Source organism: Streptomyces sp. D2-8 (genome assembly GCF_023184515.1).
GTDB lineage: Bacteria > Actinomycetota > Actinomycetes > Streptomycetales > Streptomycetaceae > Streptomyces.
The window spans coordinates 603,572-628,830 of sequence record NZ_JAAHBP010000001.1; the positions used below are offsets into that span (position 1 = coordinate 603,572).

The window sequence follows — 25,259 nt, forward strand, 5'->3', positions numbered from 1 at the left end:
CGGTCTGACGCACTGGTGCAACGCACCTTATGCGCCTGCCGGTACCCGGGTGAATTCCCGCCAGTGTGAATGGCCGGACAGCGACCTGGCCGACCTCTGCGGGGCTGCGTACGATGCGACCGCTCCCGCTCTTCACATCTCCTTCATGGGAAGGTCACAGGTCGGGGGTGCGTACGCCTGTCGCTTTGACATGCGCATGCTCGTCAATCGCCACGATCCACCCCCCACGCACGGATGGGAGAAACATGGCCGGTGGCCTGCTCCTGAGCGGCGCGATCGCCGCGCTGCTCACCAGCGCACTTCCCGCACAATCCCCGTCCTCCGGGTTCGACGACCCGCCCCCGGACAAGATCATCATCAAGGTCGCCACGGTGAACGGCTCCGGCTGCCCGCAGGGCACGGCGGCGGTCGCCGTCTCCGAGGACAACACGGCGTTCACGGTCACCTACAGCGACTACCTCGCCCAGGCCGGCGGGAACTCCGACCCGACCGCGTTCCGCAGGAACTGCCAGCTGAGCCTGGTCGTCCACGTCCCCGGCGGCTTCACCTACGCCATCGCGAGCGCGGACTACCGGGGCTTCGCCGCCCTCCAGCGCGGCGCGAGCGGCACCCAGCGGGCCTCGTACTACTTCCAGGGCTCGCCCAGCACGGTCTACAAGAACCACCCCTTCAGCGGCCCCCTCAACGACAACTGGTCGGCCACCGACGAGACGGACTGGGCCCAACTGGTCTACGCACCCTGCGGAGTCCAGCGCAACTTCAACATCAACACCGAGCTCCGGGTCAACGCCGGCACCCAGTCGGCCGACAAGGTCAGCTTCATGACGATGGACTCCACGGACGGGGACATCAGCACGGTGTACCACCTGGCGTGGAAGCAGTGCCCGAAGAAGTCGTGACGGGGTGAGGGGCGGCCCGCCGACCGGCGGGTCGCCCCTCACAAGGTGTTCCGGACACCCCTAGCCCCGGCGTCCCGTACCGCCCCCGGCCCCGGCCAGTCCCGTCCCGGCCAGTACGTAGAAGGCGAGGAAGGGCAGCGGCATGGACCGGCCCGGGCCGTCGATCTCGTCGACCATGGACAGCGAGAGCAACGCCCAGAGCAGTCCGCCGCCGACCATCAGCGTGGTGCGCCTCCGGCTCGGTCGAGATCGAGCTGGACTACTCGTCGTTCAAGGACACCTACGGCGGCGACTGGGGCTCCCGGCTCCGCCTCGTGCAGCTCCCTTCCTGTGCGCTGACCACGCCGGAGAAGGACGGCTGCCGTGACCGCACCGAACTGACCGGGGCCAACGACCCGGCGGAGCAGAAGGTGACCGCCACGGTCGACCTCGCCACCGCGAGCGCCGCACCCACCGTGCTCGCCGCGACCGCCGCCGCCTCCGGGCCCGGTGGCAGCCACGAGGCCACCTCGCTGTCCCCGTCCGGTTCCTGGATGGCCGGCTCCTCGTCCGGAGGCTTCTCGTGGACGTACCCGATCGAGGCACCCGAGGTGCCCGGCGGCCCGCAGCCGGAGGTCGAGCTCTCCTACTCCTCTCAGTCCGTCGACGGCCGCACCGCCTCCACCAACGGGCAGTCATCCTGGATCGCCGAGGGATGGGACTACGAACCCGGCTTCATCGAGCGCCGCTATCGCTCCTGCTCCGACGACAAGGCGCCGATCAAGGACGAGAGCGGCAAGGAGCACAAGCCCAACAACACTAGCGACAGCGGCGACCTCTGCTGGGGATCCGACCATGTCGTGATGTCCCTCGGCGGCAACACCACCGAACTCGTCAAGAAGGACGGCACCGACGAGTGGCGCCCCGCCGACGACGACGGCTCGCGCCTGGAGCACAAGAAGGGCGCCGCGAACGGCACCAAGGACGGCGAGTACTGGGTCCTGACCACGACCGACGGCACCCGGTACCACTTCGGTCTGAACAAACTGCCCGGCGCCCCCGACGGCACCGTCACGAACTCGGCCCTCACCGTCCCGGTGTTCGGCAACCACCCGACCGAGCCGTGCCACGCCACCGCCTTCATGGACTCGGACTGTGCCCAGGGCTACCGCTGGAACCTGGATTACGTCGTCGACCCGCTCGGCGACGCCATGACCCTGTGGTGGGCCAAGTGGAAGAACTACTACGGCCAGAACATGAAGGCCGACCAGCAGATCTCCTACGACCGTTCCGCCCAGCTCGACCGCATCGACTACGGCCTGCGCTCCGACAAGCTCTTCGGCGTCCAGCCTGCGGGACGCGTCGCCTTCAAGACGACCGAGCGCTGCGTACCCACCAGCACCTTCGACTGCGCCGAGTCCAAGCGCACCACCGCCAACGCCAAGCACTGGCCGGACGTACCGCTGGACCAGGCCTGCGCCTCCGGCGCCAAGTGCACCGACAAGTACTCCCCGACGTTCTGGACCACCAAGCGCCTGGAGAAGATCACTACCCAGGTGCTCTCCGGCGGCGCGCTGAACACCGTCGACTCCTGGACGCTGGAACAGTCCTACCCGCCCACCGGTGACGGCACCTCACCGGCCTTGTGGCTGAAGTCCATCACCCGTACGGGACACGGGGCGGACGGCACCGCCGCCATGCCCAAGGTCACCTTCGCCGGCACCCAGATGGACAACCGCGTCGACGGCGTGGAGGGCCTGCCGCCCTTCTCCCGCCTGCGCATCCACGCCATCGACACCGAGAGCGGCGGACGCATCGGCGTCACCTACTCGCCGCGCGAGTGCCAGGCACTGGAGCCGAGGAAGATGCCGGCGGCGCCCGAGTCCAACACCATGCGCTGCTTCCCGCAGTACTGGACACCGAAGGGTGAACGGAACGGCGACGCGACCACGACCATCCCGCCCAAGGGCGACACGGTCACGACCGTCTTCGAGGACGCCGAGGGCCGCACCGAGCGGCTGCGCGAGTACACGAACACCGAACGCACCAAGTGGCGCGACACGGTCTACGAGTACGACGACCTCGACGACCTGAGGAAAGTCACCGCACCCGGCGGTGCGGCCACTTCCTTCGAGTACGACAAGCGGGGCCGTCAGACCGTGGTCATCGACCCCGACGGTGGCCGCACCAAGATGCGGTACGACGCCACCGACAACGTGGTCGCGACCACAGACCCGCTCGAGCGGACGCTGGTCACCACGTACGACGAAGGCGGCCGGCCGACCACTCTGCGCGAAGACAGCGAGACCGGTCCCAAGCGCGTCGAGTGGACGTACGACACGCTTGCCAAGGGCCTGCCCACGGCGGCGATCCGCTACGACGGCGGACGCGAGTACCGGGAGGAGGTCACCGAGTACGACAAGGCCTACCGCGTGAAGTCGTCGAAGACGGTGATCCCCGAAGCCGAGATCGGTGTGGCCGGCACGTACACCTACCGCTACGACTACACGCCGACCGGCAACCTGTTCTGGGCCGAAGTCCCGGGGATGGGCGGCCTGGTGACCGAGAAGGTCGTCTTCCGCTACAACTCCGACGACCTGCCCATCGCCATCGGCGGGGCGTCCACGTACCTCGCCGACGTCGAGTACTCCGCCTTCGGCGAGATCCTGCGCACGGACGCGGGCCCGGCAGCCAAACGGGTCCACGGTACCTACACCTACGACGAGTTCACCCGCCGCCTCCAGACGGCGACCTTCGACCGCTCCCTCGCTCCTGCCCGTATCAGCGAGACCCGGTACGGCTACGACCAGGCCGGAAACGTCACCAAGATCACGGATGTGCCCGGCACCGCGGCAGGCGACGCGGGCGGCAGGGACACGCAGTGCTTCGTCTACGACCAGCTGCGGCAGATGACCTCGGCCTGGTCGGCGAAGGCGGACGACTGCGCGGCCGGCCCGTCCAAGAGCACGGTCGGCGGCCCGGAGGCGTACTGGCAGTCGTACACCTACGACGAGGCGGGCAACCGCAAGGAACTCGTCGAGCACGACCCGACCGGGGACACGGCGAAGGACGTCAAGCGCACCTACACCTACGGCAAGCCGGGCGTCGGCGGCCCCAACGCGCTGGCGGAGATCAAGTCGGCGGGCCCGCAGGGCGAACGCCTGAACACGTTCTCCTACGACAAGGCCGGCAACACCACCAAGCGCCAGCACGGCGGCACCCAACAGTCCCTCGAATGGGACGTCGAGGGCCAGCTGCGCAAGGTGACCGAGCCGGTCGAGGGCGGCGGAACGAAGACCACGTCGTACCTGTACGGCGCGGACGGCGAACGCCTCATCCGCACCGGCGCGGACGGCAGCCGCACGCTGTACCTCGGTGAGGCGGAGCTGACGGTCAGTGCCGACAACATGACGGCGAAGGCGGAACGCTTCTACGCACACCCCGACGGCATGACCACGGTTCGTGCGACCGGCGGCATTCGCGAGCTCATGATCTCCGACCATCACGGCACGTCCCACACGGTCGTGGACATGGTGGACCCGGCCATGGGTGTCACGCGCCGCAAGTCGATGCCGTTCGGTGAGGCACGGGGGCAACAGCCCACCGACTGGCCGGGACAACGGGGCTTCGTCGGTGGCACGGTCGACCCGGACACGGGCCTGACCCGTCTGGGCGCCCGTGACTACGACCCGGTGACGGGCAGGTTCATCTCGGTCGACCCGATGGTCGACTACGGCCAGCCGGCCACGATGAACCCGTACGCCTACAGCAACAACGCACCGGCGACCTTCTCCGACCCCACGGGCGAGTTCTTCCCGATCCTGATCGGCATCGCGGCCCGCATCGCCATCCAGGCCGCGATCCGCGCGGCCGCTCGACGGGCCGCGATCATCGCGGCGCGCAAGGCGGCCCAGGCGGCAGCCCGGCGGGCGGCGGCACTCGCACGCAAGCGGGCGCTCGAGGCCGCGAAGCGCGCGGCGGCGAAGGCCCGCAGGGAAGCGGCGAGGAAGGCGGCCGCGGCGAAGCGGGCGGCGGCGAAGAGAGCGGCGGCCCGTGCTGCCGCGAAACGCGCGGCAGCCCGTCGCGCGGCGGCGCAGGCTCGTGCCCGCGCGGCACGTGCGGCGGCCCGCAAGGCGGCAGCTCGCCGAGCGGCGGCCCGCAAGGCGGCGGCCCGCCCGAAACCGCGCGCCAAACCGCGTTCACAGCCGAAGGCGCGTCCGAAGCCGTCGCAGGTGAAGCGGGCGGTGAAGAAGGTCGCACGGGAAGTACGGGACGAGGCCAAGGAAACGGCCAAGGACGAGGCTCAGAACATCGGCTGCGAGTCGGCGAACAGCTTCGTCCCCGGCACCCGGGTCCTGATGGCGGATGGCTCGACCAAGCCGATCGAGAAGGTCAAGGTCGGCGACAAGGTCATCGCCACGGACCCGAAGACGGGCCGTACGTCGGTCCAGACGGCCACGGCGACGATCCTCGGCAAGGGCACCAAGCGGTTGGTGAAGGTGACGCTGTCGATACACGACGGCGCGTCCTCGTCCAAGTCGGGAACGAAGACCACGACAGTCACAGCCACCGCGGGCCACCCCTTCTGGGTGCCGTCCCTCCGGGAGTGGATCGACGCCGGCGAACTGAAGCCGGGGCAGTGGCTCCAGACGTCCTCGGGGACGTGGGTGCAGGTCGGGGCGGTGGAGGCTTGGACGGCCGCTGGGGCGACGGTTCACAACCTCACTGTCACGGATGCGCATACGTTCTACGTTCTTGCCGGCACTTCGGCAGTGCTCGCGCACAATTGCGACCTATCCGCGCGGGCGGGTGAAATACATGCGGCTGAGCCGGATGCATTCATTCGCAAGAATGTGAGCACCGTCGCGGTAGTCCGGGCGAATACGCCCCGGGGGCAGGTCAACGTTGTTGCCGGCTCCGGCGATGGTCTAACGCCCGCTCAGATGTCTGCAATCCGCAGAGGCGAGATTGTGGCTGATAATGTCCCGGGAACTCATGCGGAGCAGAACGCTTTGCTCTTCATTAATAGAATGGGGTGGACGCCGGTCGCGGGAGGGACTTCTCGAAACGTCTGCCGGGGTATTTGCGCGCCACTCATCCGAGGTACGGGCGGTAGGATGATGGGTACGGTGTATCCCGGAAATGGGAACACCACGACTCGCCAAAGGAGCTTTGAGTGGTAGTCGACGAAGCTGTTGCTGCGGCTCTGGGAGAGCTGTCGCAGAGTCAGGTGGAAATCTTCGTGGCGGGCTGTGCGGAGCGGATGGTGCAGCTCTTCACGGGATTGTCCGGCCCTGACCCCATGCGAGTCAGTGACGTCGACACCGCCGTCCGACTCCAGGAAGATCTGTGGAACCTCGATACTCCGGCCGAGCATTTCCGGAGGTACGTCGACTGCCTGGAGAGCTTCCAAGAACTCCTGCCGTCCGACGAAGAGCTTGCCGACGTAGCGGGAATCTATTCCTTCTACGCAGTGCTCTCGCTGCGCTACGCGGCCCTGTATCGCTGCAGCCGCCAGGTTGACGATGCGCTAAAGTGCGCACACGCGTGTCTCACGGCTATGGGGCAACTGGACCAGAACCTCCAGGAGCCCGTGCACTTCACGCAAGAAGCCGACTTTCAACGGCAAGCTGTTGTGACGCCTCTGGCAGAGGCGCCGAACCCTTCCTCGTTCTCGCGTTTCAGGGAACGAGACCGGGCTGCTGGTCGAAAGCGGCTCGAGGACGTCCGGAGTCGCTTGGGACGCTGATACTCACCAGGTGAACGCCGGTGTTTCGCTCGGGGTAAACCCAGAGCGAAACACCGGCGTAGTGAAGCCGTATAAATCAAGGGGGAGTATCCCCAAGACCGCGATCTCGTTCAGTTCATGAGGACGTGTGCGCGAGAACAGGCACGAGCAAGACCAAGCGCCATCAGGCGGGCCTCGCATGCCGGAGGCACTTGATAGCCTCGGTGCTGTGACCTCAAATGATCAACTGCTCGGTCTGATATCTGAGACCCCGGAGATTCAAGGCTTATTACGGTCATCCTTCAGCTTCGACGTCGGTAGGAAGTGGTGCGGCGACGGCTTGGGGCTTGCCTCGGGTGCGTCGCTGGAGCCAATCGCTGGGGAGTTCGCCGGAGGGGCGTATCTCTTGTGTGTTGAGGGGGACCGTCGTCGGCCGGTGGTGTTCGCGAGCTCCGAGGGGGAGGGCGGACTGATCGCCGATAACCTGGCGGACGCATTGGAGATCATCATTGGGATGGCGTGGCAGGACTGCCTGGGGTTTTCCGGCGGAGGGAATTTGGATGTCATGCAAGCCTCTGCCCAGCACCTCGAGCGGCACTTGGTGAGAGACAACCCCGAGATCGCCAAGGAACGTGCTCTCGTTGCCGCAATCCTGTCGTTGCGCGTCGTGCCCGTTGCCGAGCTTGTCATCCGGCTGCACGCGGCCGCTTCGAGGACCGAGCCCGACTACGGAGTGACCGATGCGGACGGGCAAGCGTACGACTCGCTGTTCGGTGAATACTTGGAGCCTCGCTTCGGGGGATGGGGGTGAGCCTGACAGGGCCTGCTCGCCATTCGCGCCGATCTCGGCGTTGCCGGATCAGTTCCAAGGGCCTGGGTGCCTCGCCCTGCGACAGGGGCCGCCCGTTGGACGAGCGGCCCCTGCGATACCTGACCCGTCAGGTCGTCCTGGCGGGGCTTCTGCATGGGGTGGTGGCCGTCGTTGACGGCTACCCCGTCAGACGAGGCACGTGCGGCGACGCGTCCGAAGCCGTCGCAGGTGAAGCGGGCGGTGAAGAAGTTCGCGCGAGAAGTGCGCGACGAGGCCAAGGAAACCGCCAAGGACGTGGCCCAGGGCGCCGCCTGCGAGGCGAACAGCTTCGTGCCCGGCACCCGGGTCCTGATGGCGGACGGCTCGACCAATCCGATCGAGAAGGTCAAGGTCGGTGACAAGGTCGTGGCCACGGACCCGAAGACGGGCCGTACGTCGGTCCAGACGGCGACGGCGACGATCACCGGCAAGGGCACCAAGCAGTTGGTGAAGGTGACGTTGTCGATACACGACGGCTCGTCAAAGTCCTCCATCAAGACGACCACGATCACAGCCACCGCGGGCCACCCCTTCTGGGTCCCGTCCCTGCGGGAGTGGATCGACGCCGGCGAACTGAAGCCGGGGCAGTGGCTCCAGACGTCCTCGGGGACGTGGGTGCAGGTCGGGGCGGTGAAGGCTTGGACTGCCGCTGGGGCGACGGTTCACAACCTGACCGTTACAGATGCGCATACGTTCTATGTGCTGGCGGGGGCAGAGCCCCTCCTCACGCACAACTGTGATGGCACCGTTTACTGGGTCAACGAAAATGCGCATATGAGCCCGGAGGCCCGTGCCTACGACGACGGAGCGGCAGGTTCTAGAGCAGGTCTCGCGCCCGCACTGCAGTACTACCTGCCAGGGCGCAGCAGCCTTTCGCAGGTCAAGTTCGATGGTTTCGACGCGTCAAATGGGGTTCTGATCGACCGTAAGTTGGCTGTCACGACGCGGAACAAGACGTACCTGCAGGCCATCCGACAGTCTGTGGCGCTCGAGCAAAACGGGTACTCGGGCCGATGGGAAGTACCGACAGAAGGCGAAGCCAGGAGAGCACGTCGAGTTCTTGGCTCGCTCCTGATCACAAACATCAGAGTAAAGGTTGTACCGAGATGAACACCGAGCAATTCCTGGTGAAGGCTTTCTCGAGCCTTCTGGTTTCCATCGACCTGACGGATGATGGCGACCTTGATCCTGACGTCGCCTCGGACATCGTGGAGCCCGTTGCTGCGATGGCCCGAGACCTAGGGCGCGCAGAGCGGGCGGAGCTCGCTTCTCTCATCCGAACAGCTGCCGATTCGGAGGCCGACCCAGTAAGGCAGCGATCGATGCGTACCCTTCCTGAGGACATTGGATTGCTGGACGAGGACTGACGGTCCAACGTCTCCGCACGGTGGCCCGCTCCTCTGCAGCGGGCCACCGCGTGCGCCTCGGTGAGGAGCATAGGCTGCGAGTCGCCGAACAGCTTCGTGCCCGGCACGCGGGTCCTGATGGCCGCCGGCTCGACCAAGCCGATCGAGAAGGTCGACGTCGGTGACAAGGTCATCGCAACGGACCCGTAGACGAGTCGTACGTCGGTTCAGACGGCCACGGCGACGATCCTCGGCAAGGGCGCCAAGCGCTTGATGAAGGTGACGCTGTCGATGCACGACGGCGCGTCCTCGTCCAAGTCGGGAACGAAGGCCACGACAGTCACAGCCACCGCGGGCCACCCTTCTGGGTGCCGAGCCTCCGGGAGTGGATCGACGCCGGCGCACTGAAGCCGGGGCAGTGGCTCCAGACTTTATCGGGGACCTGGGTGTAGGTCGGGGCGGTGAAGGCGTGGACTGCCGCGAAGGCGACGGTTCACAACCTGACCGTCACGGATGCGCATACGTACTACGCCTTGGCGGGGACCACTCCGCTGCTCACCCATAATTGTGGTGAAGGGTACGCCGACGTCTATTTGGACGACGAGCAGAGGCACGCTTCCATTTCCGTGACCCACGGTGACACGACCTTGCACACCGAGGCGCGGTCGCGGCCGGGAGAGGCCTCCATCCCCGGGGTTCGGAGCAAGCCGCATTCTCCGGGAACCATCGTCGTCAGAGTTCCTCTACAGAACGCTCGAAACGCACAACTGGCGCAGTACGCCATGGAAGACATGGACCTCGGTCCGCACGACAATGACAGGAACAACTGCGTCACGTACTGCGCGAGGATACTCAAGGCCGGAGGAGTGGACGTGCCGGCAACCGAATCACAGAACATCGCAGGCTGGCTCCTCAACTCCAGATACCGGCAGAGGAGGCTCTAGTAATGACACCGGAAGGCTGGGAATGGCTCAAGGGCCAGCCGCAGGCTCGGGAAGCCCCTCCAGTTCTCCAATCGCCCACCGCCTCCGCGCATCTGAATCTCGGTGTCCAGATGATCGGAAGCAACATCATCGGGAACGATCTGGTCGAGCTGGTCGCGGAATACATGGCTGCGCATGCCCGACTCGAACTGTGGATGGGCGGCCACGAACCGCCCCTCACGATGCGGCAGCAGTTCGAACGGGGGCGCGCCGGCTCCGATGCTCTGCGAGTCGCCTACGAAGCGTGGGTGGAGTACGAAGCGGCACACCGCGCGGCTGGCGGAAGGGTCACGCAACTGCGCGGTCGCCGCAAGGCATTGAAAGCCGCAGTGCATGATGCCACTGAGGTACTTGTACGCCTGACGAGTGACGAGGCCGTTTGATCTGGGCGCTCTGACCTCCCCACCACGGGCGGCTCCCCACGAGAGACATCTGGGGAGCCGCCTCATGGACCCGCCCTAGGTGGGAGCGTCGGCTGCGCGTCAAGCCGATCGAGAAGGTCGACGCCGGTGACAAGGTCATCGCCACGGACCCGAAGACGGGTCGTACGTCGGTTCAGACGGCCACGGCGACGATCCTCAGCAAGGGCGCCAAGCACTTGGTGAAGGTGACGCTGTCGATCCACGACGGCTCGTCCAAGTCTGGAACGAAGACGACGATCACAGCCACCGCGGGCCACCCCTTCTGGGTCCCGTCCCTGCGGGAGTGGATCGACGCCGGCGAACTCAAGCCGGGGCAGTGGCTCCAGACGTCCTCGGGGACGTGGGTGCAGGTCGGAGCGGTGAAGGCTTGGACTGCCGCGAGGGCGACGGTTCATAACATAACGGAACGACTGTAACCACCGCCGTACTTGACGGCGAACTGGTCTACGCAACCAACCAGAACAAGATGAAAGAAGATGCGCGTGCCCCGGCGGAGTCACTCGGGTACCGGCGAGTGTTCGGTGCTCGTCTCAAGGGTCCCGGCCAGACCGATGCGGAGCAGATCTTGCTCAATGCGGTCGACCGCGGAGAGGCCGGCTCTTCGGGGCGCATGGCCATCTCGCGAGTACCGTGTGGCCCTCGTCGCCAGGATTGCGGCGGGCGAATCGGAAGTGGAAGATACCCGAATATCCGAGTCGTAGGCAGGTGTGGCGCAGGGACCGGTTAGAAGAAGGGGAGATTGACAGTGCTTCTGTGGGACCAAGAGATGAGTCCTCTGCGGAATAGCTTGCGGGAAATCCCGCCCGCTCAGCGTCTGGTGCTGGCCATGAGGGTCATGGAATGGACTCTTGAGTCGATCGGACCCATCGAAGTAGAGGTCGTCAGAAGCTACATCGAGGAAGGAATAAGGGCGGGACGGGAAGCCGTTCAGTCCGGCCTCGAGAAGATCACACTCCCCGAGGAGACACTCGACAAGTATGTCGAGGTCGACGACGAGGCGTATGAGCCCGGCACTTCGCATGTCTTGTCAGCCCTTCTTGCGTGCGCTGATGCGCCGGAAGGGCTGACGGGAGATGTGCTCTACGGCGTTCTGTCCTTCTGCTATGAAGGACTGCTCGAACGGGAGGACCTGCCCACATTGAGCATCGAGGAAGAACAGCAGAACGCCAGATGCGTTGAAGTGGTTCGCTTCCAGAAGCGCTGCATCGTGGAGGCCGTCAGAGAAGCTGAGTGACCGAACTACGGATGGACCGAGGGGGCGCCAGCCAGGCTGACGCCCCCTCGCTTCAGCAGGCCGTGACCGATGACAACGCCGCAGATGCGCAGGGATCATCGCCGAGGGTGCGACCCCAGCGGCCTGGAGAAAGTGGGGCTGCGCTTCTTCGTCTGGATCTTCGTCGGCCTTTTCGCGACCTTCGCGCCCAAGGCCCTTCCGCCTTCGGCTGGCGGCCTGGTTGGGAATGGTGGGATGCGAATCAGGCTGGCGGGAATGTGGTCCAGGTCTGGATGGATTCCCACGGAGAGCCTGTGTTTGCATGCGACGAGTTGAGGTGGATCTGCTACCTCAGCGGTGCCCAATCCGTAGTGGGACCTTTGTTGGTTCCACCTGAGATCTGGGAGAGGCAACAGTCAGTCGGCATCTCGTCCGCTTGACGTCTCATCCGCAAGTAGGTAGCGGGCTGTGCGGCGCCGGATGGTGAAGCGCCGCAGCCACCAGGTTGAGAATGCGCTCAAGTGCGCACACGTTCGCCTCAGGCTACGGGACAACTGGACCAGACCCTCGCGGAGCCCGTGCACTTCGCCCAAGAAGCCGAGCCCCTGCCTCGTTCTCAGGTTGCAGGGCGCGGGACCTGGCTCAATTCTCGGCTGGGGGTGTGAGGGCGGCGGACGTGACGGCCACGAAGGCCTCCGGGTTGTCCAGCATGATGTTGTGGCCGCAGTCGGGGATCGCGACGACGGACACCCCGGCCTCGATGAGGGCCGCGGTGCCCGGAAGTGGGCCGTCGGACTCGGGAAGCAGGAAGGCGCGGGGGATTTTCAGTTCCACCAGGAGCTCACGCATGGTGGGGACGGTGCCGCGGGTGAGATGGACCGCGCTGCGGTGCAGGGCCTCCCGGCTGGCCAGCCGCATTGTGGACCACCAGTGGGCGCCGACCCGGTCGCGGACCTCCTTCCAGCCGCCGCCCGTCACGAACTCCTCCTCGGAGTAGGCGGCGATGCCGCTGCTGCCCGAGGAGCCGGGCGTGCGCGGGACCGGGTCGAGGTTGGCGTCGATCAGGACCAGCCGGGAGACCAGGTGGGGGTGGCGGGCCGCCAGGACGATGGCCACCGAGCCGCCCATGCTGTGGGCGATCACTTCGGCGGCCGAGACGCCCGCTGTCGTCAGAGCGTTGGCGAGGGCGTCGGCGTGGGACTCCAGGGTGTAGTCGAAGTGCGCCGGGCGGTCGCTGATGCCGTGGCCCAGGAGGTCCAGGAGCAGTGAGCGGTGCCCGGACAGCTTCTGGTCGACCGCGACGGATGTGAAGTAGGCGGGCGATGTGGCGCCCAGCCCGTGCACGTAGACGCGCGGCGGTTCCTGCCCCGGCAGTTCGACCCAGCGGATTCGGTCGCCCTCGGGTGTTACGGCGGCGCTGCGCACGGTCTGCTCTCCTGCGGTCGTGACGACGGGAGACACGAGAGTAGCCACCGAGGTTGGATGAGCCATGGAGTTTTTCTGCTACCACCGCGACCGGCCCGGCTCCCTGCCCTTGCGCGAGGAGCTGGGGGAAGCGCACTGGGCCTATATGGACAGGTACGAGGCGGAGTTGATCGCCCGTGGGCCGACTTTCGCTGATGACGGTGAGACGCCCACGGGCAGTGTGCACATCGTCGACCTGCCGGATGTCGCCGCCGCCCGGGCCTTCGCCTTCGACGAGCCCAACTACCAGGCCGGGGCGTACCGGGACGTGCTGCTGCGGCGGTGGCGCAATCTGCTGGGGCGCACCATGTGGGAGTTCCCCGGTGGACCGAGTGGTGGGGACCGATTCCTCGTGCTCGGCTTCGGCTCGGGAACGGCCGTCGACCTCGACGTGCCGTACGACCGGGACGAGCTGATCGCCTACGGGCCGCTGCTGTCCGACGATGGTGCCGTGTGGGTGGGGACGGCAGCGCTGGTGCGGGCCCCGGACGCGGAGGCGGCGCGTGCCGTGCTGACCCACCAGGGGCGGTACGCAGGCATCGAGGTGCACGCGTGGGAGTTCGGCGGGCGGCGGTGACGAGGGGCCCCGGAGCACACTGAGAGAAGGTTGGGGCCGGGGCCGTGTGCCGTGGAAGCACGGCACCGGCCAGGAAGCGGGCGGCCCCGACCGTTACTTGCAGGCGTCTGTGAGGAAGGCGGACCAGGCGGTGGGGGAGAGGGTGAGCTGGGGGCCCTGTTTGTTCTTCGAGTCGCGGATGTGGATGGTGTCGGGGTATGAGGTCACGGCCACTTCGACGCAATCGCCGTCGCCACTGCTGCTGTAGCTGGACTTGAACCATGCCAGTTCGACGGTGCTCATAGGTTTCCTCGCATCCGCTGCAACAGGCTCAAGGAGTCTTCGAGGGAGAGAGCCTGCGAACGCATCCTGGCATACCGCCTGTGAAGCACGCTGATCTCTTTCGGGTCAGAGATGAACTGGCCTCCGCGCTGGCCTTCGTTGTAGGCGAGCCACCGGTTCTCGGGTGTTTCCAGCAACTGCATGGGACCCGCCAACCCCGCGTGTGCCGCTTGCGTCGTCGGCATGATCTGGACCTCGACGTTCCGCAGCTCCGCGATCTCCAGCAGGTGACCGATGAGCTCACGGGTGACTTCACCCCCACCTAGGCGCCGCAGGAACAGGTGCTCCTCCAGGATGAAGCTGAACGCGGTGTTCGGTCGCTCCCTCAGCAGCCTCTGCCGTTCAGCCCGAGCGGCCCACCGTTCCTCGATCTGTCCGTCGTCCAACGGCGGTAGCTGATTGGCGAAGAGCGCCCGCGCATACGCCTCTGTCTGCAACAAGCCAGGAATCATGCGGCACTCGTACGTGTACAGCGTGATCGCCATGGCCTCCAACCGAGCCCACCGCCGAAACCAAGCCGCCAACCCCGGCTGCCGCTCCAGGCACCCCGCGGCCTTCTGCAACGCCCCCGTCCTGCCGAACACCTCCTCCGCCCGCTCCACGAACACCGGATCCGGCATCCGCCTCCCCAACTCCACGGACGCCACCGTGTGTTTGGAGAACCGCACCAGTTCGCCGAACTCCTCCCGGCTCAGCCCCGCGTGCTCGCGCAACCCCTGGACCACCGCTCCGAACGTCCGCAGGCTGTCCGACGACTCCGGCTCGCCGCCCGTTCCCGCCCCCACCGCGCCATCGACCACCGTCGATCACCTCCCGCGCGTCATGGTTACGGCACGTCACCGGTACCGTCCAGTCCGTGACCGCGTACGCCGCACCGGCGTACGCGGCTCCGACCTCGCACAGAGGGGTTCCGGCGCGGGACATTGGCCGCATGACAGCACCTGCCACTCCCCAACCCGGCGTCACCGTCCGTGTGTTCGTGCAGCGCCTGAGCGCCACTCCCCGCGGCGCCCGCCTGGCCCGGCACCTGGCCGTCGGACGGTTGCACAGCTGGGGCATCCCCCACGGCACGGACGCCTCCGACGCCGTCGCCCTGATCGTCTCCGAGCTGGCCGCCAATGCCGTGACGCACGGGCGCGTGCCGGGCAGGGACTTCGAGTTGCGGCTGTCGCTTGTCAGCGGCAGTGTCCGTGTCGAGGTGACCGACACGCACAGCGGACCGCTGAACCCGCCAGGGCCGCGCGGCGTGGAGCGGCCGGGCTCCCTCGACGAGCACGGCAGGGGACTGCTCCTGGTCGCCGCGCTCGCCGACCGGTGGGAGGTCCTGGAGCGGAAGCCGGCGCCCGGCAAGACCGTACGCGCCGAGGTCGGACTCCTGCCGGCACCCTGAAATGATTCGCCCCGCACCGGCGTTGGCGATGTCATGACTCAGAGACCGGCACCTCGCCTCCTGTCCGACGCGGCCCTCTCCGACCTGCTCGGTGCGCAGCAGTTCGGCACGCTGGCCACCGTCAAGCGCAGTGGCCACCCCCACCTGACCACCATGCTGTACAGCTGGGACGCCGAGTCCCGCACGGTGCGGTTCTCGACGACGGCCGACCGGGTCAAGGTCCGGCACCTGCGCCGTGAACCGCGTGCCGCGCTGCACGTGCAGGGCGCGGACGTCTGGTCGTTCGCCGTCGCGGAGGGCGACGCCGAGGTCTCCGACGTCACGACGGTCCCCGGCGACACGGTCGGCCGGGAACTGCTCGCGATGATCCCGGCGGGCGCCGAACCGGAGGACGAGGACGCCTTCCTCCGGCAACTGGTCGACGAGCGGCGCCTCGTCATCCGGCTGAAGGTGGACCGGCTGTACGGGACCGCGCTCGATGTCGAGGGATAGGGCTGCGGCACGATGAGCGCATGAACGGACAACGGGGCAGCACTGAAGAACCATCCCTCGCGGACCTCGCCCGGCGACTTCTCGCGGCGGACACCGGCGGCTGGACGCCGGACGGGGTGAACGCCCTGGCGGACGGGCTCGGCTGGGCCCGGGGCGGCACAGTGGACCATCCCGTCCTGGTCACCGGCCGGTTCTCGGGTGACGCCCGCCTGCGTCCCGTCGGGACCTACGAAGAGCGTTACACCGACGGCGAGTCGTACGTGGAGCTCGCGGTGCCGGTGGCGACCGCCGCTCCCGACGCCGCGGCACAGGCCGCCGCCTTCCGTGCGGCCGGCGAGGAACTGACCGCGGCCCTGGGCCGGCCGTCCGTCATGGGTTCGCACGGCGACATGGGTCCCTTCTACGACAGCGGGCCGCCGTGGGGCGCCCCCTTCATGCGCTGGCGCGGCAGCCCGGACACCCTGGAGCTGCGCGCCGGGAAGTCGGGGCCGGAGCTGGTCCTGCAGCCCACCGGCCCGGCCGAGAACTGGTTCTGGCGCCAGGGCAGCGGCGAAGAGCATGCGATCAGCGGCTTCTTCGGCAGCAACCGCGATCCGGCCAACGCCGGCCTCGGCTTCCCCGGCGGCTGGACCGCCCGCAGCTGGGAGACCGTCACCCGGACGCTGGGCGACTTCCTCGACGCCCTGCCCGCGGAGGCGACCGCCCTCGGTATCGGTTTCGGGATGCCGTTCTACGGGCGGACCGGCGGCAGTGCGCCCCTCCTCTTCGACGTGGCGTGCGGCGACCGGCTGTCGATCGGCTGCTTCGCCCCGGACGGCGTCGACGCGGCCGCGCTCGGCTGGGGCACCGTCGCCGAACACCCGGCCACGGCCTCGGTCTGGCGCGACGACGATCCGGTGTGGCGCGTGGACGCGGGAGGCCCCGGCGAACCCAAGGGCCGCGCCCTCGCGGAGATGCTCGTGGCGACGGCCAGGGCGGCGGGGGTGAGCGAGCCGACCGGTCTGATCGTCGGAGGCGAGGCCGAGTACGTGGACGGTTACCACGTCACGTACTACGGGCTGGGCCTCCCGACCGGCTGACACGTCCACGGCAGGGCCGCGCCCGGCCCTCGCACCTCAGTCGAACTTCCATGGTCCGCGCAGCTGTTGCTGCGCGGACCGTTGACGCGCAAGGTGTTCGATTCTACGGTCCGTTCGAACTTGCGAATGTTGTTCGAAATGTCGAGCAGCTCTTCACCCCCACCGCAAGGAGAGGACCCGCATGAGCCGCAGTCCCCGTACGCTCAGCAATCCCCGTACGCTCCGCAGTCGAACCGCCCTGCTCGCCCTCCCTGCCGCCGCTCTCCTGGCACTGATTCCGAGCACGGCGTCCGCGTACCCCAACCCCGGCCGCGTCACCGGCGACGTCGTCACGCACGACCCGTCGATGATCCGGACCTCGTCCGGCCAGTACCTGCTGTACGCCACCGGCGGCGGTATCGCGGGCAAGGCGTCCGGCGACCGCACCGCGTTCCGGAACAGCGCTGACGCCTTCGGCTCCAGGCCCGGCTGGTGGCGGAACTACTCCTCCGTGCCGGAGGCCTGGGCGCCGGACATCTCGTACCACGGCGGCAAGTACCTGATGTACTACTCCGTCTCGAAGTTCGGCTCGAACACCTCCGCCATCGGCCTCGCGACCTCCAGCACCGGCCAGCCGGGTAGCTGGACCGACCAGGGCACCGTCTACACGTCGAACTCCGGCAGCGACTTCAACGCCATCGACCCGAACCTCTTCGTGAACGACGACGGCAAGTGGTGGCTGTCGTTCGGCAGCTGGTGGACCGGGATCAAGATGATCCAGATCAACCCGTCCACCGGAAAGCAGCTCGGCTCCAACACCGCGCGGTACTCACTGGCCTCCCGCCCCACCGGGACCAAGGCCGTCGAGGCTCCCTTCATCGTCAAGCGGGGCGGCTACTACTACCTCTTCGCCTCCTACGACACCTGCTGCAGCGGGACGAGTTCGACGTACAAGGTCAAGGTCGGGCGCGCCTCCAGCATCACCGGGCCGTACCGCGACAAGAACGGCGTCGACCTGATGAAGAACGGCGGCACCCCCGTCCTGGAGTCGCACGGCAACGTCATCGGCCCCGGCGGCCAGTCGATCCTGAAAGACGCCGACGGCGACCTGATCGTCTACCACTACTACGACGGCAACGCGAACGGCACGCCCAAGCTCGGCATCAACCTCCTGAACTGGAGCAGCGGCTGGCCCGTCGCCTACTGACCCTGCAGTGGCCCCGCCGAACTACCCGGCCTGCCCCATCCCCGCCGCGTTGGGCCAGCTCTGCGCGGCGGGCCACCCCGTGGCGGGCGCGGGCGTCAGCCCGTTCGTGCCCCGCACCTGCGCGGCCGTAAGGCCCCCACGGGCCGGGACGCCGGGCGGCGTGGGCCCGGTGAACGGGGCGGACACGGGCGTCGGCGCGGGCATGGGAGCCGGGGTCGGCACCGGCGCCTGGGCCGCGGGCGCCAGGGGCGGGGCCGGGGCGGCCACCGGCTGGGGAGCGGGCTGCGGCACCGACTGCGGCATCTGGGGCTGCGGCATGTGCGGCTGCGGCATCTGGGGCTGCGGTATCTGCGGCTGCGGCATCTGGGCCGCAGCCGGCATCGGCATCCCACCGCCCGTGCCCGCCGGTACGGCGGACGCGGCGGCGGGGAGCGGCATGCCGATGCCGGTGGCCGGTGCGGGCGCCGGGACGGGAGCCGGTGCGGGCGCCGGGACGGGAGCCGGTGCGGGCGCCGGGGCAGCGGCGAGTCCCTGCCCACCCGTACTCGCGGCCGCCGCGGCGGGGGCGAGCCGTACCCCACCCGTACTCGCGGCCGCCGGGGCGAGCCCGGGCCCACCGGCCCCCGCAGCGGCTGCCGGCGCCGCGGCCATCCCCACCGCCTGCGCCGCGAGCCCCCGCATACCCGACCCGTTCGTCTCGCTCACCAGACGGTCCACGGCCGCCGTACCCGAGCTGTAGCTGGTCCCATTGCCCAGCTCGGGTACGGCGGCTCCCCTCCTGGACGTCCCGTAGAGCACCTGTTCCAGGCCGGACACCAGGCGACGCACGTCCACCTGGGGGCGCACCACGAGACGCAGGAAGCGACTGGACGAACCGATCTTGTTGCCGCACTCGCGGACCAGGATCCTGTGCTCGGTGAGCATCCGGTCCCGGACCACGGTGCCCTCGGCGCCCACGGGGAGGCGCACGAAGAGGAAGTTGCCCTGCGACGGGTAGACCGTCAGCCCGGGCAGGGAGGAGAGCTGGCCGGCCATGTCGAGGCGGTCGCGGCGCACCTGCTGGAGGCTCTGCGCGTACTCGGCGCCGTGCTCCTTGAGCATGAAGACGACGTGCTCGGCGAAGGAGTTGAGGTTCCACTTCGGCAGCATCGAGCGGATCCGGCCCGCGAGCGCCGGGTTGGAGACGAGGTAGCCGAAACGGATGCCGTGCAGGCCGAAGTTCTTGCCGAGGCTGCGCAGCACGACGACGTTGGGCCGCAGCATCGCCTCCTGGACGACCGACGGCTCGGCCTCGGCGTCCGCGAACTCCAGGAAGGACTCGTCGATGACGATCAGGTCGAGGTCGGCCATGGCGTCCATGAACTGCACGATGGCGTGCTTGTGCAGGAAGCCGCCGTCGGGGTTGTTCGGGTTGCAGATCACCGCGACGCGCGTGCCCCGGGCCCGGATGAACTCGGCGTACTGCGCGAGGTCGAGGGCGAAGCCGCTGGACTCCTGGAGCGGGAACATGTCGACCCGCTTGCCGGTCTCCATGGGCTGGTCGGTCCAGCGGCCGAAGGTGGGGACGGGGACGGCGAGGGACTCGCGGACCAGCAGGTGGTCGATCCAGGTGATGAGCTCGGTCGAGCCGTTGCCCATGGCCACACACTGCGGCGGCAGCTGGAGCAGGCTGCACAGCTCGGCCGTGATCGTGTCGGCGCTGCTCGGGTAGTACGTGATGATGTCGCGCAGCCGGCCCGCCATGTCCTCGAACATGGCCGGGGTCGGGAAGTACGGGTTGCAGGGGATACAGAAGTCCACGGGGCCGGCTCCCTCGCCGCCCTCACGTGTCAGAGCCGCCATCGACGGGCTGTGTGCCGCGGTACTGCGGAACAGCGACGTGACGTTGTCGGCCATGGAACCTCCGTATGAGGCGGGCCCGTTGGGGACGGCCGGACCCGACGTTTAAGGGCGGCCCGCGCGGGGGAGCGCGGGCCGCCCATTCATACGGAGACCACAGTGGCACCGTTCAACCGTCGCGAGAACGGTCAGAACTTGTGCTCAATCTGTGAAGGCCTGTCAGTGGCCTCAGCAGCCGAACGTGTGGATCGTCGTGGTCCGGTACGTCTGCCCCGGTCGCAGCACCGTCGACGGGAACTTCGGCTTGTTCGGCGAGTCCGGGAAGTGCTGCGTCTCCAGGCACAGCGCGTCGCCCTGCCGGTAGGTGCGGCCGGACGGGCCGGTGAGCGTGCCGTCGAGGAAGTTGCCGGAGTAGAACTGCAGGCCCGGCTCGTTCGTGGCGATCTTCATCGTGCGGCCGGAGGCCGGGTCGCGCAGGGTGGCGACGTGCTCGGGCCGGGCGGTGATGCCCTTGTCGAGGACCCAGTTGTGGTCGAAGCCCTTGGCGGTCACCAGCTGCGGGTGCGAGACGCGGATGTCCCGGCCGATCGGCTTGGCGCGGCGGAAGTCGAAGGGGGTGCCCGCGACCTTGGCCAACTCGCCCGTGGGGATCAGGCCCGAATCGGTGGGGGTGTAGCGGGAGGCAGCGATCTGGAGCTCGTGGTCCTCGATCGTGCCGCTGCCCTCGCCGGCGAGGTTGAAGTAGACGTGGCTGGTGAGGTTGACGACGGTGGCCTTGTCCGTGGTGGCCTCGTAGTCGACGCGCCAGTCGCCGTGCCGGGTGAGCGTGTACGTCACCTTCGTCTTGAGCGTGCCCGGGTAGCCCATCTCGCCGTCGACGCTCGTGTAGTACAGGTGCAGGCCGACGTCGGATCCCTTGGCGAACGGCTCGACGTCCCACACGCGCTTGTCGAAGCCCTGCGCGCCGCCGTGCAGGCTCTGCTCACCGTCGTTGACGGACAGCTGGTAGTCCTTGCCGTCCAGGGTGAACTTGCCCTTGCCGATGCGGTTTCCGTAGCGGCCGATCAGCGCGCCGAAGTACGGGGTCTTCGCGACGTAGTCCTCGAGGTTGTCGAAGCCCGCGGAGACGTTGGCGTACCGGCCGCGGCGGTCGGGGATCTCCAGTGACTGGACGACACCGCCCCAGGAGAGGACCTTCAGGCGGGTGCCGCCGTTCTCCAGCGACCAGCTGTAGACCTTCGTGCCGTCGGCGAGCTTGCCGAAGAGCGTCTTCACCGGCTTCCTGCCTCCCGTGGCGTGCGCCGTGCCGCCGAGCGTGGTGGCGGCTATGCCCGCCGCCGCTGCTCCCGCGATGACCGTGCGTCTGTTCAGTTCCATGTGCGGCTCCGCTTCATTGGGAAACTGCGTGGGAAAGAACTGGGGCCCCGCCTCCCGGCGGGGCCCCGATCTGACTTACGAACCGACCTTGCGCTTGTTCCACACGTCGAACCCGACCGCCGCCAGCAGCACCATGCCCTTGATGACCTGCTGCCAGTCGGTGCCGATGCCGACGAGGTTCATACCGTTGTTCAGCACGCCCAGGACCAGGCCGCCGATGATCGCGCCGAGGACGGTGCCGACACCGCCGCTCATCGACGCACCGCCGATGAACGAGGCCGCGATCGCCTCCAGCTCGAAGTTGAGGCCGGCCTTGGGGGAGGCCGCGTTGAAGCGGGCGGCGAAGACCAGACCCGCCAGGGCCGCGAGCATGCCCATGTTCAGGAAGACCAGGAAGGTGACCTTCTTGTCCTTCACACCCGACAGTTTGGCCGCCGGGAGGTTGCCGCCGATCGCGTAGACGTGGCGGCCGATGATCGCGTTGCGCATCACGTAGCCGAAGCCGACGAGCAGCACGCCCAGGACGAGCAGCACGATCGGGGCGCCCTTGTAGCTGGCCAGCAGCATGGTGAGCGTCAGCACCGCGGCGCCGATCGCGACCAGCTTCAGCAGGAACAGCTTGGCGGGCGGGACGTCCAGATTGAACTCCTGCTGCCGCTTGCGGTCACGGACCTCCTGGAAGATCACGAAGGCGATCATCGCGAAGCCCAGCAGCAGGGTGAGGTTGTGGTAGTTCGTGGTCGGGCCGACCTCGGGCAGGAACCCGTTGGCGACCTTCTGCAGCCCCTCCGGGAACGGGCCGAGGGTCTGGCCCTCCAGGAAGATCTCCGTGAGACCCCGGAAGATCAGCATGCCTGCGAGGGTCACGATGAACGACGGTATCCCGCCGTAGGCGATGAAGAACCCTTGTACGGCACCCGCGACCGCGCCCACGGCCAGGCACAGCACCACGGCGACGGGCCACGGCAGGTCCTGTTTGACCATGAACACGGCGGCCATCGACCCGATGAACGCCGTCAGCGATCCGACCGACAGGTCGATGTGACCGGCGATGATCACCAGCATCATGCCCATCGCGAGGATGAGGATGTAGCTGTTCTGCAGCACCAGGTTGGAGACGTTGCGCGGCAGCAGCAGGTCGCCGTCGGTCCACACGGCGAACAGGGCCACGATCAGGCCCAGCGCGATCAGCATGCCGTACTGCCGCATGTTGCGGCGCATGCCGTCCATCACCAGCTGCAGCAGGCCGCCGCCCGCGACTCCGCCGCTCTTGCCCGGCGGCGCGGGGGCCGGGCTCTTGGCGGTCACGTCCGTGCTCATCGGGATACCTCTTTGTCCTTCGTCATCTGACGCATCAGCGATTCCTGGGAGGCCTCGGCCCGCGAGAACTCACCCGTCAGCCGCCCCGCGGCCATCGTGTAGATGCGGTCGCACATGCCGAGCAGTTCGGGCAGCTCGGAGGAGATGAAGACGACCGCCTTGCCCTGGGCGGCCAGCTGGTCGATGACCGTGTAGATCTCGTACTTGGCACCGACGTCGATGCCGCGCGTCGGCTCGTCCAGGATCAGCACGTCCGGACCGGAGAAGATCCACTTGCTGAGGACGACCTTCTGCTGGTTGCCGCCCGACAGCTTGCCCACCGGCTCGAACACCGTCGGCGCCTTGATGTTCATGGACTTGCGGAAGCCCTCGGCGACCTGCCGCTCCTCGTGCTCGTCCACCACACCGCGCTTGGCGACCTTGCCCAGGGCGCTCAGCGAGATGTTCCGGTTGATGGTGTCGATGAGGTTCAGTCCGTAGTGCTTGCGGTCCTCGGTGACGTACGCGATGCCGTGCTTGACCGCCTCGGGGACGGATTTCGTACGGATCTCCTTGCCGTCCTTCAGGACCGTGCCGCCGGCGTACCGGCCGTAGGTGCGGCCGAAGACGCTCATCGCGAGTTCGGTGCGCCCGGCACCCATGAGACCGGCGATCCCGACGATCTCCCCGCGCCGCACGTGGAGCGACACGTCGTCACACACCTTGCGCTGCTGGTCGATCGGGTGGTGCACGGTCCAGCCCCGGATCTCCAGGGCCGGGGCCGCGCCCTCCTCGGGCTCGTGCGGCGACCGCTCCGGGAAGCGGTGCTCCAGGTCCCGGCCGACCATGCCGCTGATGATCCGGTCCTCGGTGGTCTCCGGGGCCTTCACATCGAGGGTCTCGATGGTCTGGCCGTCGCGGAGGATCGTCACCGAGTCGGCGACCTTGCGGATCTCGTTGAGCTTGTGGGAGATGATGATCGAGGTGATGCCCTGCTTCTTCAACTCCAGGATGAGATCCAGGAGTTTGCCGCTGTCCTCGTCGTTCAGCGCGGCGGTCGGCTCATCCAGGATGAGCAGCTTCACCCTCTTCGACAGGGCCTTCGCGATCTCCACGAGCTGCTGCTTGCCCACGCCGATGTCGGCGACTCGGGTGTCCGGGTGGTCGGAGAGACCGACCCGGCGCAGCAGTTCGGTGGCGTGCCGCAGGGTCTCGGTCCAGCTGATGATCCCCCGGGTGGCGTGCTCGTTGCCGAGGAAGATGTTCTCCGCGAGGGAGAGGTAGGGCACCAGGGCCAGTTCCTGGTGGATGATCACGATGCCGCGTTCTTCGCTGGCCCGGATGTCCTTGAACTGGCAGACCCCTCCCTCGAAGAGGATGTCGCCCTCGTACGTGCCGTGCGGGTGGACGCCGGAGAGGACCTTCATCAAGGTCGACTTGCCGGCGCCGTTCTCCCCGCAGATGGCGTGGACCTCGCCTTGCCGGACGGTCAGTGTGACGTCCGACAGCGCCTTGACGCCGGGAAAGGTCTTGACGATCGAGCGCATTTCCAGGACGGGTCCCGCCATGGTCGTGCCTTCCAATCAGTGGTGAATCGTCGGTCGGTGGCGGGGACTACTTGAGGTCGCTCTCCTTGAGGTAGCCGGAGTCGACGAGCTCCTTCTGGTAGTTGCTCTTGTCGACGGCGACCGGCTCCAGCAGGTAGGCCGGGACGACCTTCGAGCCGTTGTCGTAGGTCTTGGTGTCGTTGACCTCGGGCTTCTTGTCCTTCAGCAGCGCGTCGACCATGTTCGAGGACACCTTGGCGAGCTTTCGGAGGTCCTTGAAGACGCTCATCGACTGCTGGCCGGCGATGATCGACTTCACCGAGGCGACCTCGGCGTCCTGGCCGGTGACGACCGGCAGCGGCTTGCTCTTGGAGCCGTAGTCGTCCGACTTCAGCGCCGACAGGATGCCGATGGAGATGCCGTCGTAGGGGGAGAGGACCGCGTCGACGCGCTCGCGCTTGTAGGCCGAGGTCAGGATGTCGTCCATGCGCTTCTGGGCGGTGCCGCCGTCCCAGCGCAGGGTGGTGACCTGGTTGAGCTTGGTCTGGCCGGAGCGGACGACGAGCTGCTTCTTGTCGATGTAGGGCTGCAGGACCTTCATCGCGCCGCCGAAGAAGTAGCGGGTGTTGTTGTCGTCGTTGGAGCCGGCGAAGAGCTCGATGTTGAAGGGGCCCTTCTTGCTGCCGTCCTTCAGGCCGAGCTTCTCGACGATGTAGGTGCCCTGGAGCTCGCCGACCTTCTCGTTGTCGAACGACGCGTAGTAGTCGACGTTCTGCGAGCCGAGGATCAGGCGGTCGTAGGAGATGACCGGGATGTTCGCGTCCTTGGCCTGCTGGAGCACGTTGTTCATCGACTTGTTGTCGATGGCGGCGATGATCAGTGCCTTGACGCCCTGTGTGATCAGGTTCTCGACCTGTGAGACCTGCTGGTCCGGGTCGTCCTCGCCGTAGACCAGCTTGGTCTTGTAGCCCTTGGACTCCAGCTCCGTCACGACGTTCTTGCCGTCGGCGATCCAGCGCTCGGAGGACTTGGTCGGCATCGCGATGCCGATGGTCCCGCCCTTGGTGTCACCGTCGCCCTCGTTGCTGCCGCCCTCGCTGTTCTGGCCGCAGGCGGACAGGGTCAGGGCGAGGGACGCGGCTCCGGCTATGGCGGCGAGAGCGGCTCTGCGGTTACGCATGATGATCATCCTTGATCTGTGTGCAGGGCTCGGTCTGGAGGGCGCGAAGTCGCTCCGGGTGGTCGTGCCGGAAAGACCGAGAGGAGAT

At 67.5% G+C, this 25,259-nt stretch carries 26 protein-coding genes and 1 pseudogene; 17 read left to right on the plus strand and 10 right to left on the minus strand.

Translation table 11 applies throughout. The annotated features are described in order from the left end of the window. The first annotated feature begins 245 nt into the window (after positions 1–245). Positions 246–899: a DUF4360 domain-containing protein gene (locus tag G3I77_RS02660; protein ID WP_248500796.1), complete on the plus strand. Its 654-nt coding sequence runs from the start codon at positions 246–248 to the stop codon at positions 897–899. Positions 900–959: 60 nt separating this feature from the next. Here the strand turns inward: G3I77_RS02660 and G3I77_RS02665 are convergent, their stop codons facing one another. After that, the gene (locus G3I77_RS02665) at positions 960–1,118 is read right to left on the minus strand and encodes a hypothetical protein (protein WP_248500797.1); all 159 of its coding nucleotides are present in this window, start codon (positions 1,116–1,118) and stop codon (positions 960–962) included. A 95-nt stretch (positions 1,119–1,213) separates the two neighbouring features. Between G3I77_RS02665 and G3I77_RS02675 the strand changes: the two genes are divergently transcribed. The 6 genes from G3I77_RS02675 (at position 1,214) to G3I77_RS40575 (ending at position 9,012) form a co-directional block, all read left to right on the plus strand. Continuing rightward, positions 1,214–6,061 carry a polymorphic toxin-type HINT domain-containing protein gene (locus G3I77_RS02675; RefSeq protein WP_308311354.1) on the plus strand — a complete coding sequence of 1,616 codons (4,848 nt, stop codon included), beginning with the start codon at positions 1,214–1,216 and terminating at the stop codon, positions 6,059–6,061. Beyond that, positions 6,055–6,627 carry a hypothetical protein gene (locus G3I77_RS02680; RefSeq protein ID WP_248500798.1) on the plus strand — a complete coding sequence of 191 codons (573 nt, stop codon included), beginning with the start codon at positions 6,055–6,057 and terminating at the stop codon, positions 6,625–6,627. The genes G3I77_RS02675 and G3I77_RS02680 overlap by 7 nt, the downstream gene beginning before the upstream one ends. A 178-nt stretch (positions 6,628–6,805) precedes the next feature. Further along, positions 6,806–7,417: a hypothetical protein gene (locus G3I77_RS02685; RefSeq protein ID WP_248500799.1), complete on the plus strand. Its 612-nt coding sequence runs from the start codon at positions 6,806–6,808 to the stop codon at positions 7,415–7,417. A gap of 240 nt (positions 7,418–7,657) precedes the next feature. Beyond that, positions 7,658–8,566 carry a polymorphic toxin-type HINT domain-containing protein gene (locus tag G3I77_RS40825; protein WP_308311355.1) on the plus strand — a complete coding sequence of 303 codons (909 nt, stop codon included), beginning with the start codon at positions 7,658–7,660 and terminating at the stop codon, positions 8,564–8,566. Beyond that, the gene (locus G3I77_RS02695; protein WP_248500801.1) at positions 8,563–8,823 is read left to right on the plus strand and encodes a hypothetical protein; all 261 of its coding nucleotides are present in this window, start codon (positions 8,563–8,565) and stop codon (positions 8,821–8,823) included. Before G3I77_RS40825 ends, G3I77_RS02695 begins: the two co-directional genes overlap by 4 nt. 60 nt (positions 8,824–8,883) lie before the next feature. Beyond that, the gene (locus tag G3I77_RS40575; protein ID WP_282572384.1) at positions 8,884–9,012 is read left to right on the plus strand and encodes a hypothetical protein; all 129 of its coding nucleotides are present in this window, start codon (positions 8,884–8,886) and stop codon (positions 9,010–9,012) included. Between the two features lie 17 nt (positions 9,013–9,029). Here G3I77_RS40575 and G3I77_RS40580 read toward each other — a convergent pair whose 3' ends face one another. Further along, positions 9,030–9,152, minus strand: coding sequence for a hypothetical protein (locus G3I77_RS40580; protein ID WP_282572385.1), 123 nt, complete (start codon positions 9,150–9,152; stop codon positions 9,030–9,032). A 111-nt stretch (positions 9,153–9,263) separates the two neighbouring features. On the opposite strand from G3I77_RS40580, the gene G3I77_RS02700 reads away from it, so the two are divergent. The 5 genes and pseudogenes from G3I77_RS02700 to G3I77_RS02720 form a co-directional block, all read left to right on the plus strand. Further along, entirely contained in the window at positions 9,264–9,746 is a 483-nt protein-coding gene (locus G3I77_RS02700; RefSeq protein ID WP_248500803.1) for a hypothetical protein, read from the plus strand. Positions 9,747–9,748: 2 nt separating this feature from the next. Continuing rightward, positions 9,749–10,168: a hypothetical protein gene (locus tag G3I77_RS02705; protein WP_248500804.1), complete on the plus strand. Its 420-nt coding sequence runs from the start codon at positions 9,749–9,751 to the stop codon at positions 10,166–10,168. Positions 10,169–10,305: 137 nt separating this feature from the next. Next, positions 10,306–10,623 carry a polymorphic toxin-type HINT domain-containing protein gene (locus G3I77_RS02710; RefSeq protein WP_248501447.1) on the plus strand — a complete coding sequence of 106 codons (318 nt, stop codon included), beginning with the start codon at positions 10,306–10,308 and terminating at the stop codon, positions 10,621–10,623. 410 nt (positions 10,624–11,033) lie between these two features. Then, positions 11,034–11,441, plus strand: coding sequence for a hypothetical protein (locus tag G3I77_RS02715; RefSeq protein WP_248500805.1), 408 nt, complete (start codon positions 11,034–11,036; stop codon positions 11,439–11,441). Positions 11,442–11,552: 111 nt separating this feature from the next. Continuing rightward, positions 11,553–11,664 (plus strand): annotated as a pseudogene (locus G3I77_RS02720) (alpha/beta hydrolase); the annotation flags it as partial. A 398-nt stretch (positions 11,665–12,062) separates the two neighbouring features. Here G3I77_RS02720 and G3I77_RS02725 read toward each other — a convergent pair. Beyond that, positions 12,063–12,845 carry an alpha/beta fold hydrolase gene (locus tag G3I77_RS02725; protein WP_248501448.1) on the minus strand — a complete coding sequence of 261 codons (783 nt, stop codon included), beginning with the start codon at positions 12,843–12,845 and terminating at the stop codon, positions 12,063–12,065. Between the two features lie 64 nt (positions 12,846–12,909). On the opposite strand from G3I77_RS02725, the gene G3I77_RS02730 reads away from it, so the two are divergent. Continuing rightward, positions 12,910–13,461, plus strand: a complete 552-nt coding sequence (locus G3I77_RS02730; protein ID WP_248500806.1) for a YciI family protein — start codon at positions 12,910–12,912, stop codon at positions 13,459–13,461. Positions 13,462–13,554: 93 nt separating this feature from the next. Here the strand turns inward: G3I77_RS02730 and G3I77_RS02735 are convergent, their stop codons facing one another. Beyond that, positions 13,555–13,743, minus strand: coding sequence for a DUF397 domain-containing protein (locus G3I77_RS02735; RefSeq protein ID WP_248500807.1), 189 nt, complete (start codon positions 13,741–13,743; stop codon positions 13,555–13,557). Further along, positions 13,740–14,582 carry a helix-turn-helix transcriptional regulator gene (locus tag G3I77_RS02740; RefSeq protein ID WP_248500809.1) on the minus strand — a complete coding sequence of 281 codons (843 nt, stop codon included), beginning with the start codon at positions 14,580–14,582 and terminating at the stop codon, positions 13,740–13,742. The genes G3I77_RS02735 and G3I77_RS02740 overlap by 4 nt, the downstream gene beginning before the upstream one ends. A 131-nt stretch (positions 14,583–14,713) precedes the next feature. Here G3I77_RS02740 and G3I77_RS02745 point away from each other — a divergent pair, with 131 nt between their 5' ends. From G3I77_RS02745 to G3I77_RS02760, 4 genes are all read left to right on the plus strand, one after another. Further along, the gene (locus tag G3I77_RS02745; protein ID WP_248500810.1) at positions 14,714–15,172 is read left to right on the plus strand and encodes an ATP-binding protein; all 459 of its coding nucleotides are present in this window, start codon (positions 14,714–14,716) and stop codon (positions 15,170–15,172) included. 33 nt (positions 15,173–15,205) lie between these two features. Then, complete coding sequence (locus tag G3I77_RS02750) at positions 15,206–15,664, plus strand: TIGR03618 family F420-dependent PPOX class oxidoreductase (protein WP_248500811.1); 459 nt, start codon at positions 15,206–15,208, stop codon at positions 15,662–15,664. 20 nt (positions 15,665–15,684) lie between these two features. Beyond that, the gene (locus G3I77_RS02755; RefSeq protein ID WP_248500812.1) at positions 15,685–16,743 is read left to right on the plus strand and encodes a hypothetical protein; all 1,059 of its coding nucleotides are present in this window, start codon (positions 15,685–15,687) and stop codon (positions 16,741–16,743) included. Positions 16,744–16,924: 181 nt separating this feature from the next. After that, positions 16,925–17,929: an arabinan endo-1,5-alpha-L-arabinosidase gene (locus tag G3I77_RS02760; RefSeq protein ID WP_248500813.1), complete on the plus strand. Its 1,005-nt coding sequence runs from the start codon at positions 16,925–16,927 to the stop codon at positions 17,927–17,929. 21 nt (positions 17,930–17,950) lie between these two features. Here G3I77_RS02760 and G3I77_RS02765 read toward each other — a convergent pair whose 3' ends face one another. The 5 genes from G3I77_RS02765 to chvE form a co-directional block, all read right to left on the minus strand. Further along, positions 17,951–19,825, minus strand: coding sequence for a histidinol-phosphate transaminase (locus G3I77_RS02765; RefSeq protein ID WP_248500814.1), 1,875 nt, complete (start codon positions 19,823–19,825; stop codon positions 17,951–17,953). A 171-nt stretch (positions 19,826–19,996) separates the two neighbouring features. Further along, positions 19,997–21,145 carry an aldose epimerase family protein gene (locus G3I77_RS02770; protein ID WP_248500815.1) on the minus strand — a complete coding sequence of 383 codons (1,149 nt, stop codon included), beginning with the start codon at positions 21,143–21,145 and terminating at the stop codon, positions 19,997–19,999. 75 nt (positions 21,146–21,220) lie between these two features. Further along, a complete protein-coding gene (mmsB, locus tag G3I77_RS02775; RefSeq protein WP_248500816.1) occupies positions 21,221–22,465 on the minus strand; it encodes a multiple monosaccharide ABC transporter permease in 1,245 nt (414 codons plus the stop codon). Beyond that, positions 22,462–24,012, minus strand: coding sequence for a multiple monosaccharide ABC transporter ATP-binding protein (gene mmsA / locus G3I77_RS02780; protein ID WP_248500817.1), 1,551 nt, complete (start codon positions 24,010–24,012; stop codon positions 22,462–22,464). Before mmsA ends, mmsB begins: the two co-directional genes overlap by 4 nt. Positions 24,013–24,058: 46 nt before the next feature. After that, positions 24,059–25,171, minus strand: coding sequence for a multiple monosaccharide ABC transporter substrate-binding protein (gene chvE / locus G3I77_RS02785; RefSeq protein WP_374385221.1), 1,113 nt, complete (start codon positions 25,169–25,171; stop codon positions 24,059–24,061). Positions 25,172–25,259: the final 88 nt, after the last annotated feature.

What these genes read in the sequence shown, in the direction of transcription:
- G3I77_RS02760 (WP_248500813.1), top strand. Translation starts at nt 16,925, where the DNA reads ATGAGCCGCAGTCCCCGTACGCTCAGCAATCCCCGTACGCTCCGCAGT.
- G3I77_RS02660 (WP_248500796.1), top strand. Translation starts at nt 246, where the DNA reads ATGGCCGGTGGCCTGCTCCTGAGCGGCGCGATCGCCGCGCTGCTCACC.
- G3I77_RS02770 (WP_248500815.1), bottom strand. Translation starts at nt 21,145, where the DNA reads ATGGAACTGAACAGACGCACGGTCATCGCGGGAGCAGCGGCGGCGGGC.
- G3I77_RS02735 (WP_248500807.1), bottom strand. Translation starts at nt 13,743, where the DNA reads ATGAGCACCGTCGAACTGGCATGGTTCAAGTCCAGCTACAGCAGCAGT.
- G3I77_RS02705 (WP_248500804.1), top strand. Translation starts at nt 9,749, where the DNA reads ATGACACCGGAAGGCTGGGAATGGCTCAAGGGCCAGCCGCAGGCTCGG.
- G3I77_RS02765 (WP_248500814.1), bottom strand. Translation starts at nt 19,825, where the DNA reads ATGGCCGACAACGTCACGTCGCTGTTCCGCAGTACCGCGGCACACAGC.
- G3I77_RS02755 (WP_248500812.1), top strand. Translation starts at nt 15,685, where the DNA reads ATGAACGGACAACGGGGCAGCACTGAAGAACCATCCCTCGCGGACCTC.
- chvE (WP_374385221.1), bottom strand. Translation starts at nt 25,171, where the DNA reads ATGCGTAACCGCAGAGCCGCTCTCGCCGCCATAGCCGGAGCCGCGTCC.
- G3I77_RS02665 (WP_248500797.1), bottom strand. Translation starts at nt 1,118, where the DNA reads ATGGTCGGCGGCGGACTGCTCTGGGCGTTGCTCTCGCTGTCCATGGTC.
- G3I77_RS02730 (WP_248500806.1), top strand. Translation starts at nt 12,910, where the DNA reads ATGGAGTTTTTCTGCTACCACCGCGACCGGCCCGGCTCCCTGCCCTTG.
- G3I77_RS02745 (WP_248500810.1), top strand. Translation starts at nt 14,714, where the DNA reads ATGACAGCACCTGCCACTCCCCAACCCGGCGTCACCGTCCGTGTGTTC.
- mmsB (WP_248500816.1), bottom strand. Translation starts at nt 22,465, where the DNA reads ATGAGCACGGACGTGACCGCCAAGAGCCCGGCCCCCGCGCCGCCGGGC.
- G3I77_RS02695 (WP_248500801.1), top strand. Translation starts at nt 8,563, where the DNA reads ATGAACACCGAGCAATTCCTGGTGAAGGCTTTCTCGAGCCTTCTGGTT.
- G3I77_RS02750 (WP_248500811.1), top strand. Translation starts at nt 15,206, where the DNA reads ATGACTCAGAGACCGGCACCTCGCCTCCTGTCCGACGCGGCCCTCTCC.
- G3I77_RS02715 (WP_248500805.1), top strand. Translation starts at nt 11,034, where the DNA reads ATGAGGGTCATGGAATGGACTCTTGAGTCGATCGGACCCATCGAAGTA.
- G3I77_RS02685 (WP_248500799.1), top strand. Translation starts at nt 6,806, where the DNA reads ATGCCGGAGGCACTTGATAGCCTCGGTGCTGTGACCTCAAATGATCAA.
- mmsA (WP_248500817.1), bottom strand. Translation starts at nt 24,012, where the DNA reads ATGGCGGGACCCGTCCTGGAAATGCGCTCGATCGTCAAGACCTTTCCC.